The organism is Methylocystis suflitae, from assembly GCF_024448135.1.
GTDB classification, from domain to species: Bacteria; Pseudomonadota; Alphaproteobacteria; order Rhizobiales; family Beijerinckiaceae; genus Methylocystis; species Methylocystis suflitae.
In genome coordinates this window covers 1-8,395 of sequence record NZ_JAMRYX010000193.1, presented here as the reverse complement: position 1 = coordinate 8,395, position 8,395 = coordinate 1, and the positions used below count along the sequence as shown (strand labels likewise).

Annotated in this window: 8 protein-coding genes; 4 read left to right on the top strand and 4 right to left on the bottom strand. The window is 64.7% G+C overall.

Translation table 11 applies throughout. The features are described 5' to 3' along the window. The first annotated feature begins 109 nt into the window (after positions 1–109). The 3 genes from NEI07_RS14555 to NEI07_RS14545 are packed head-to-tail and all read left to right on the top strand — an operon-like array spanning position 110 to position 2,687. Complete coding sequence (locus NEI07_RS14555) at positions 110–514, top strand: cobalamin biosynthesis protein (protein WP_256035506.1); 405 nt, start codon at positions 110–112, stop codon at positions 512–514. Next, entirely contained in the window at positions 511–1,275 is a 765-nt protein-coding gene (gene cobM / locus NEI07_RS14550) for a precorrin-4 C(11)-methyltransferase (protein WP_256035505.1), read from the top strand. The genes NEI07_RS14555 and cobM overlap by 4 nt, the downstream gene beginning before the upstream one ends. Next, on the top strand, positions 1,272–2,687 hold the full coding sequence (locus NEI07_RS14545; RefSeq protein WP_256035504.1) for a cobyrinate a,c-diamide synthase: 1,416 nt from the start codon (positions 1,272–1,274) through the stop codon (positions 2,685–2,687). The genes cobM and NEI07_RS14545 overlap by 4 nt, the downstream gene beginning before the upstream one ends. 234 nt (positions 2,688–2,921) lie before the next feature. On the opposite strand, the gene NEI07_RS14540 is transcribed toward NEI07_RS14545, so the two are convergent. Together NEI07_RS14540 and NEI07_RS14535 are read right to left on the bottom strand one after the other, a co-directional pair. Next, on the bottom strand, positions 2,922–4,154 hold the full coding sequence (locus NEI07_RS14540) for a L,D-transpeptidase family protein (RefSeq protein WP_256035502.1): 1,233 nt from the start codon (positions 4,152–4,154) through the stop codon (positions 2,922–2,924). 182 nt (positions 4,155–4,336) lie between these two features. Further along, positions 4,337–5,302, bottom strand: a complete 966-nt coding sequence (locus tag NEI07_RS14535) for an acetyl-CoA carboxylase carboxyltransferase subunit alpha (protein WP_256035500.1) — start codon at positions 5,300–5,302, stop codon at positions 4,337–4,339. Positions 5,303–5,476: 174 nt separating this feature from the next. Between NEI07_RS14535 and NEI07_RS14530 the strand changes: the two genes are divergently transcribed. Beyond that, a complete protein-coding gene (locus NEI07_RS14530; RefSeq protein WP_256035498.1) occupies positions 5,477–6,358 on the top strand; it encodes an alpha/beta fold hydrolase in 882 nt (293 codons plus the stop codon). Positions 6,359–6,476: 118 nt separating this feature from the next. Here the strand turns inward: NEI07_RS14530 and NEI07_RS14525 are convergent, their stop codons facing one another. Then, on the bottom strand, positions 6,477–7,646 hold the full coding sequence (locus NEI07_RS14525) for a TolC family protein (protein ID WP_256035496.1): 1,170 nt from the start codon (positions 7,644–7,646) through the stop codon (positions 6,477–6,479). Between the two features lie 197 nt (positions 7,647–7,843). Beyond that, the coding region (locus tag NEI07_RS14520) for an efflux RND transporter permease subunit (RefSeq protein ID WP_256035495.1) at positions 7,844–8,395 on the bottom strand (552 nt) is incomplete at its 5' end.

Genomic DNA, 8,395 nt, shown 5'->3' with positions numbered 1-8,395 from the left:
CGAAGATCATTCGATCCAACGGCGTAGCCAATTTTCGGTCGATGGATACCCCTCACCCCGGACCTTCGGTCCGACCCTCTCCCGATGGGAGAGGGTGGGCGCGCCCCCTATGACTGACGCTCCGCTTTACGCCTTCGGGCTCGGCGCAAGGCGCGGCGTCGCCGCGCAGGATATCGTCGAACTGGTGCGCCGCGTCGCGCGGATGCACAACGTCGATCTCAGCGAGGCGAGCCTCTACGCGCTGGAAAGCAAGGCGCATGAAGCCGGGCTGCACGAGGCGGCGCGCGAACTTGGGCTTAAACTCGTCTTTCTGCCGCTCGCGGCGCTGCGCGCCCGCAAGGCGACCGCAGCGACGCATTCGCCGCGCGTGCAGGCGATGTTTGGAGTGGGCAGCGTCGCGGAGGCTGCCGCGCTTGTCGGCGCCGGACCAAATAGCCGCCTCGTCGCGCCACGCCTGACGACGCCGGTCGCCGCCTGCGCTCTGGCAAGACGCGTCGAAGAGGGCGACTCATGACGGTGCATTTTATCGGCGCGGGTCCCGGCGCCGCCGATCTGATCACCTTGCGCGGACGCGATCTCATCGCGCGATGTCCGGTGTGCCTATACGCCGGCTCGCTGGTTCCTGCCGGCGTGCTGGCGCATTGTCCGCCGGGCGCGCGCATCGTCGATACCGCGCCGCTGTCGCTCGACGCCATCATTGCAGAAATGCAGCACGCGCATGACGCCGGCCTCGATGTCGCGCGGCTGCATTCGGGCGATCTCTCGATCTGGAGCGCGGTGGGAGAGCAGATGCGACGTCTCGACGCGCTCGGCATTCCGTGCACAATGACGCCGGGCGTTCCCGCCTTCGCGGCGGCGAGCGCCGCGTTGAAGCGCGAACTCACGCTGCCCGAAGTCGCGCAATCGCTGGTGCTGACGCGCACCTCGGGGCGCGCCTCGTCGATGCCTGAGAGCGAAAGGCTCGCGACATTCGCGCAGTCCGGCGCGACGCTCGCGATCCATCTCTCGATTCATGTTCTCGCGCGGGTCGTCGAGGAGCTGACGCCCTATTATGGCGGCGTCTGTCCCGTGGCCCTCGTTTATCGCGCCTCATGGCCCGATGAGCGCGTCGTGCGCGGAACGCTCGCCGACATCGAGGCGCGCGCGGCCGAGACGCCGATGGAGCGCACCGCGCTCATTCTCGTCGGACCGGCGCTCGCGAGCGAAGATTTCCGCGAAAGCGCGCTTTACGACGCGGACTACGATCGGCGTTTTCGGGCAAGAGGCGAAAGGTGAATGCGCCTGGCTTACTGATCGGCGCGGCTCGCTCCTCATCGGGCAAGACGACCCTGACGCTCGGCCTGATGCGCGCGCTGACGCGGCGCGGCTTGCGCGTCGCCCCGGTCAAATGCGGGCCCGACTATATCGACCCCGCCTTTCACGCGGCGGCGACCGGCCGCGCCGGCGTCAATCTCGATTCATGGGCGATGGATGCTGCGCTGATCGCGCGGCTCGCCGCGCGAGTGAGCGAAGGCGCGGACATCGTGGTCGCCGAAGGCGCGATGGGGCTCTTTGACGGCGCGCCCGGCGGCGCGGCGGGAATCGGCGCCAGCGCCGACATCGCCGCCATGCTCGGCTGGCCAGTCGCGCTCGTTCATGACGTCTCCGGCCAGGGGCAAACGGCGGCGGCGATTGTCCGCGGGATCGCAGGACACGACGCGCGCGTAAAGGTCGCCGGCGTCGTATTGAACCGCGTCGGCTCCGAGCGTCATCGCAAACTCGCTGGCCAGGCGATCGAGGCGCTGGGCATCCCGGTGTTTGGCGCGCTGCCCCGCGACGAGGCGGTTTCCTTTCCCGAACGCCATCTGGGGCTGGTGCAGGCCGGGGAAACTCTGGAACTCGACGCGCGCCTGGACGCGCTCGCGGATTTCGTCGAAGCGCATGTGGATGTCGAAGCAATTGTCGCTTGCGGGACGATCGCCGCAACCAGCAATGTCATTCCCGACGCTTCGCGCAAGCGAAGCGATCGGGAATCCAGCATGACGCCAGACGCGCCTGTCGCGGCTCTGGATTCCCGATCGCCCGCTGCGCGAGCGCTGGGAATGACAAGCGGCGGCGCGCCATTGCCGCCCCCCGCACAGCGCATCGCGGTTGCGCGCGACGACGCCTTCTCCTTCTTCTACCCCCATCTCGCCCAGAGCTGGCGCGACGCCGGCGCAGAACTTTGCTTCTTCTCGCCGCTCGCCGATGAGGCGCCGCCCGAAGAATGCGATCTCTGCTGGCTGCCGGGCGGCTATCCGGAGTTGCACGCCGGTCGGCTGTCGGCGGCGCAGGGCTTCATAAAGGGGTTGCGGCGTTTCGCTCAAAGAGGATGGCTCCACGGCGAATGCGGCGGCTACATGGTTCTCGGCCGCGCGCTGATCGACGCGGCGGGCGCCGCTCATGAAATGGCCGGACTGCTGGAGCTGGAAACGAGCTTCGCCGGGCGCAAGTTGCATCTGGGCTATCGCCAGGCGAGATTGGCGGTCGATCATCCGCTGGGCGCTGTCGGCGTTCGACTGCGCGGCCATGAATTTCACTACGCGACTGTTCTTCGCGAAGACGGCGCGCCCTTCGCGCTGGCGCGCGACGCCTATAGCGACGACGAACGCCCAGCCGGACTGGCGAGAAACGGCGTCTCCGGCTCGTTTTTCCACCTGATGGCATAAAAAAGGGGCCGCCGGACGAACCAGCGGCCCAAGTCAAGGGAGGAAACGCCCAAGGAGGGCTACGAAGCAAGACAACTCTCGCTGCGTCGCACTGTTATATTGCTGCGCCGCACAAGAGTCAAGATATTTTTCGCTACACAGCATAGTCTCAGCCAGCCCCCGCCTATCTGCCCGAACAGAAAAGAAAGCCGCGCCAAGGCGCGGCTTTGAGTTTGCTCGAAGGATCCGAGGGTCTTAAAAAGTTTTGGACGAATGAGCGGCCGCCGATTTCCTGACGCCGATAGAGGCCGGCGGCGTCGGAATATCTCCCGCCGATGCGGCCCTGGCGGAACGCGCCAATTTTTTCACGCTATTGGTGGGGCTTGGGTCTGAGGCTGCGAGCGCCGACATGTCGCGGTGGTCGCTGCGCATCGGCGCCATTGCGACGACGCGGGTCTGCCGGCTTTCGTCAGCAGCCTTCGCCCCGGCCAGGGTCACGACCGGCGATTTGGCGGCGAGATTGGCGGAAGCCGACCCAGCGCCTCGGTTCGGCTTCTCGTCGAGGGCGATTTCGGTCGGCGGAACGATCGTTTCCGGGCGGCTGGCCTCTGGAACCCGCGACGCAAAGGCCGGGTGCTGACCGCCGTCCTGATAAACGATCCGCACCGGCTTCACGCCGCTTTGCATGAGTTGGGCGACCTTGGCGTCGTCCTGCGCGCTCTTCTGAGCCACCGCCTGGGCGATCTCCGGGTCCTGTTTGAGCGGCGGACAGGCGGCGTCCGGATCGAGATTGGCCGCGCCGTCCGCGTTGAACACGTAGCGCCGGTTGCAGAAGGCGACCTGCGGCTCCTGCAAGGTCACCTCGAAATGATCGGAGCCTTCCTTGAGCTGCTTCCAGAAGTCGATATTGGGATCGAGACGATGCTTGGCGAGATTTTCCGCCGTCATCTTGAAGGGGAAGGACTGCATCTGGATCGCGCGTTGACCGCCGGCGAGCGACGAGCGGGCGATCGCGTAGATTTCGGCGATCTGCTTGTCGGTCATGGAGAAGCAGCCGGCCGACGAGCAGGCGCCGTGCACCATGATGTCGCCGCCGGTGTGGCCAAGGGCGCGGTCGAGCGCGTTCGGATAGCCGACGTTGAACGACAGATAATAGCTTGAGTTCGGATTCATCTGCGCCGGACCGATGGCGTAAAAGCCTTCCGGCACTTGGCGATCGCCCTGGCGACGCTTGGGTCCGAGCTGACCCGACCAGCGGCACATCGGAAACGTCTTCAGATGGACGTAATGACCATCGGACCGCATCTTCCAGATTTCGAGCTCCGCTTCCTTTTTGTAGGCCCGGATCAGCATCGGCGCTTCCTTGGTCGTGCCGGCCTGCTCCATCAGGGCGACAGTCTCGGAGGGGATCGGCGCAAGCGAGCGATGCGCGAGGCCGCTCTGCTCGCAGGCTGAGAGCGCAAAGGCGGCCAGGACTGCAAGCCCCATCGCCGGCGCTATGCCTCGAGTCTTCATACTGTCCCCTCTGGCGGCGCGGTCGCCTCGCGAAGGTCTCGGAAGCGAGCCTCCGCGCCTGAGCACGAAAGACAAATAATGGGACGAGAACGTGTCCGAATTAGCGAAGAATCGCGCACCTACGCGCTTTTAAGGCCAATCTTCTGGAATTTAGGTTAACGCTTCTCTTCAAGTTTCCGGCCCATGGCCAAAAACTTGTCGGCGCGGAATTGTCTCAGCTGTTCGCGCGACAAATTCGCCAGGCCGGCAAGTTCCTTGGCGAGCGCGTCTCCGACTGCGCCAATGGCCGCCTGAGGATCGCGATGGGCGCCGCCCGGCGGCTCCGTCACAATCAGGTCGATGATGCCGAACTTTAAGAGATCCTGCGCTGTGATTTTCATGCTCGTCGCCGCCTCTTGCGCCTTGGCGGAGTCGCGCCACAGGATCGAGGCCGAGGCTTCGGGCGACGCGACGGTGTAGACCGAGTGCTCAAGCATCAGCACTTTGTTGGCCGCGGCGATCGCGATTGCTCCGCCCGAGCCGCCCTCGCCCACCACCACCGCGACATTGGGCACGCCGAGCATGAGCGATGCGTCGGTGGAGCGGGCGATCGCTTCTGCCTGCCCGCGCTCTTCGGCGTCGATGCCCGGAAAAGCGCCAGCCGTATCGACAAGCGAGACTACCGGCAAACCGAAACGGTCGGCGAGCTCCATCAGGCGGACCGCCTTGCGATAGCCTTCCGGCCGCGCCATGCCGAAATTGTGATGAAGACGGCTCGACGTATCCGAGCCCTTCTCCTGGCCGATGACGCAGATCGGCTCGCCGCGGAACCGCCCGAAACCGCCGACGATCGCAAAGTCCTCGCCGAACAGCCTGTCGCCGGCGAGCGGCGTAAACTCGTCGACAAGCTGCCGCACATAGTCAGAAAAATGCGGCCGCTGCGGGTGCCGCGCCACCTGGATCTTCTGCCAGGGCGTCAGGCCGGCGTAGAGATCCGCGAGCGCCTTCGCGGCTTTGGCCTGGAGCTTGCTGAGCTCCTCGCCGATCGACACGGCCTCTCCGTTTCCGGCCAGCGCGCGCAGTTCGTCGACCTTGGTTTCGAGTTCTGCGACGGGCTTTTCGAAGTCGAGATAGGAGCGCATTGAGGCGGCGTTTTCCTTTAGGCGAGGGACGCCTCGCGGGCGCGGGCAAACTCGCCGCAACCGGCTATGAAGTCAAGGAACACAAAGCGCCAGCGGCGCGGTTGCGAATCTCGATTTAGAGCTTCAATGTCGCTGTCGACCGGGCAGTTTTTAATATGCGGGAATGGTCGTTCCATGGCGTCTGCGCAAGAACCGTTTAGCCGCTACGTTTACGCGACCGACGGGCTCCGCTTGCATTATCTCGACTATCCCGCGCCGCCGGGCGACAGCGGGATTCAGCTTCCGGTTGTTTGCCTGCCGGGGCTTGCGCGCTCGGCCGATGATTTCGACCGCATCGCCAGGGTTTTGCAAGCCGACGGCCGGAGGATTCTTGCCCTCGACTATCGTGGACGCGGCCGATCCGACTGGGATCAGGACTGGCGACGCTATGACTTCAACGTCGAGCAGGCGGACATCGCGGCTCAACTTGCCGACGCGGGCGTTACGCAAGCGCTGTTCATCGGCACGTCACGCGGCGGCCTTCACACAATGCGCATCGCGGCGCGCCGGCCCGGCGTTGTGCGGGGCGCGGTGCTCAACGACATCGGACCGAAGATCGAACATGCCGGCCTGCTCCGCATTAAGCGCTACGTCGGCAAGCTGCCGCCCATCCCGTCTATGCGCGAAGCAATCGCCTTGATGCGGATGACCGCCGGCGTCGATTTTTCCGGCGTCTCGCCGCAGGAGTGGGAGGACTATGCGCGCCTGACCTTCGTCGAAAAAGACGGCAAGGTTAAGCTGCGCTATGATCCCGATCTGTCGCATACGCTCGATGGCGTTGCGCCCGATGTCGCGCCCGCCGAATATTGGGACGACTTCGCCGCGCTGTCGGATGTTCCCATTCTCGCCATTCGCGGCGCGAACTCCGACATTCTCTCCCCCGAAGTCTTTGACGAGATGGCGCGGCGCGCGCCGCGCCTTGAGCGGATCTTGGTCGAAGGCCAGGGCCATGCGCCGCTGCTGCTCGATCAGCCGACGATTTCGCGCATCGCGGACTTCGTGCGCCAATGTCCATAAATCGCGATAAGGCAGGTTCCGAAAAGTTGACAGACTTTTTCGATTAGAACCTGCTTCAAAATTTCGATTTTGAGCGAACCCTTTTCGATCACATGATTCCATGTGATCGGGAAGCGCTCTAAGGGGCGTAGCCTTGCGCTTGATTGAGCCGTGAGATCGCGACGCCGACATTGATCTCGGCGTTCGCCTGCATACGCTGCGCCTCGAGTTGAATCTGGCGGACGCGGTAAAGATCGAAGGCGCTGATCTCGCCAAGCTTGAAGGCTTTGCGCGACAGTTCGAATTGGTCGTTGGCGACGCTCAGACGGCTGCTGGCCAGTTTCGCGGCGCGTTGCGCCGCCGCCAGCGCTTCGCGCGCCGCCTTTATTTCCGCAAAAACGACTCGCTTCGCGCGCTCATATTCGGCCGTGGCGCGATCCATCTCGGCGAGCGCCTCGGCGCGTCTCGGCTCATTTCGTCCGGCGGTCGGCAGCGGAATGCGTATGCGGACTCCTACGGTGGTCGCATCCGTGCGCTGGTTGGTGACACGTTCGGAAGGATCGAGCGAACGGTCGGTGGAATATTGATCATTATGTTCCTGCCGGCCGAAGATGCCGATCTCGGGACTGTCGATCGGCGTCGCATCGACAAGCTCCACCTGGGCGCGCGCGCGCGCAAGCGCCGCGAGGGGCGTGCGCAGCGCTGGGTGATCCTCAATGTCGATGGGCGGCCGCACGGACTCCAGCGCGCCATCAGGCGGCGCGCCGCCGGTCAAGGACATGTAGGTGATCCGCGCGACTTTTACCGCGCCCTCGGACTGCGCCAGCTCCGTTTCGGCGGCGAGCGTTTCATTCTTCGCAAGCAACGCATCGGCCTGAGCGGCGTCGCCAAGCTCGACGCGGCGAGTCATGTCGGCGCCGATGTCGCGCGCGGTGGCGACGCGATTGCGCGCCACCGACACATCGCGCGACGCGCGTTGCGCGCTCCACCACGCGTCGCGCAGAATCCCGGCGACTTCCAGTCGACGGAGCGCCAGCCGCTCCTCCACCTCGACGAGACCGGTGCTCACCGTGCCGGCGAAGGCGTCCCGCTGTCCGGGCAACCACAAGGGCATGCCGGCCTCGATTTCGGTTTCATTGTAGTTGCGTAAATTGCCAGCGGCCGCGTTACGCTGATAGCCGGCAAAATAAGGCGAACCGGGGGTGATCGAATTGGCCGTCGCGTAGCGCGCCGATATGGCGCGAAACTGCGCTTCGAGCGAACGGCTCTGCGCGTCGATCAGGACGGCCATTTCAAGATGTTTGGCCAACAGGCCGCCGCTTCGCCTGGTCGGCGCCGGAACACGGGCTTTCTTGGGCGATATCCTTGGCGGTTTCTTGGGCGCAGGTTTGACAGACGCATTGATCTGCATCTCCGCCGGCTCGCCCTGCTCCTCTGCAAAGACTTCCGTCCTAAAAGGCAAAGCGAACGCAAACAACAAAACTGCCGTGTAGACCCCGCCCATCCTCATGCGCGAGCGTCCTCGCGCGCACGCATTGGCGCGGGCCGCCGTGTCGCTCGTGAGCGGAACTTCTGACGAATGACCAAGCCGAGATTGGCGGTGCGGTCGTAGAGAATTGGGAGCAGAATCAAGGTCAGCACCGTGGCCGAGATCAACCCGCCGATGACGACGATGGCGAGCGGGCGCTGGATCTCGGCGCCGGGCCCGTGTGCGAACAGGAACGGGATCAAGCCGAAGGCCGCGATGGTGGCGGTGAGCAAGACAGGCCGCATCCGCCGCCGCGCGCCTTCCAGAACCGCTTCGCGCGTGCTGCGCGTGCCTTCGGCCACAAGCTTGTTGATGTAGGAGATGAGCACCACACCGTTAAGCACGGCGATGCCGACAAGCGCAATGAAGCCGACCGACGAGGGCACGGACATGAATTCTCCAGAAAGCCACAGGCCCAAAATGCCGCCGATCGCCGCGAAGGGCACATTGCAGAACACCAGCGTCGCCTGCAGCACCGAGTTGAAGGTCAGATACAGCAACAGGAAAATCAGCGCCATCGCGATCGGCAC

What these genes read in the sequence shown, in the direction of transcription:
- NEI07_RS14555 (WP_256035506.1), top strand. Translation starts at nt 110, where the DNA reads ATGACTGACGCTCCGCTTTACGCCTTCGGGCTCGGCGCAAGGCGCGGC.
- cobM (WP_256035505.1), top strand. Translation starts at nt 511, where the DNA reads ATGACGGTGCATTTTATCGGCGCGGGTCCCGGCGCCGCCGATCTGATC.
- NEI07_RS14540 (WP_256035502.1), bottom strand. Translation starts at nt 4,154, where the DNA reads ATGGGGCTTGCAGTCCTGGCCGCCTTTGCGCTCTCAGCCTGCGAGCAG.
- NEI07_RS14535 (WP_256035500.1), bottom strand. Translation starts at nt 5,302, where the DNA reads ATGCGCTCCTATCTCGACTTCGAAAAGCCCGTCGCAGAACTCGAAACC.
- NEI07_RS14530 (WP_256035498.1), top strand. Translation starts at nt 5,477, where the DNA reads ATGGCGTCTGCGCAAGAACCGTTTAGCCGCTACGTTTACGCGACCGAC.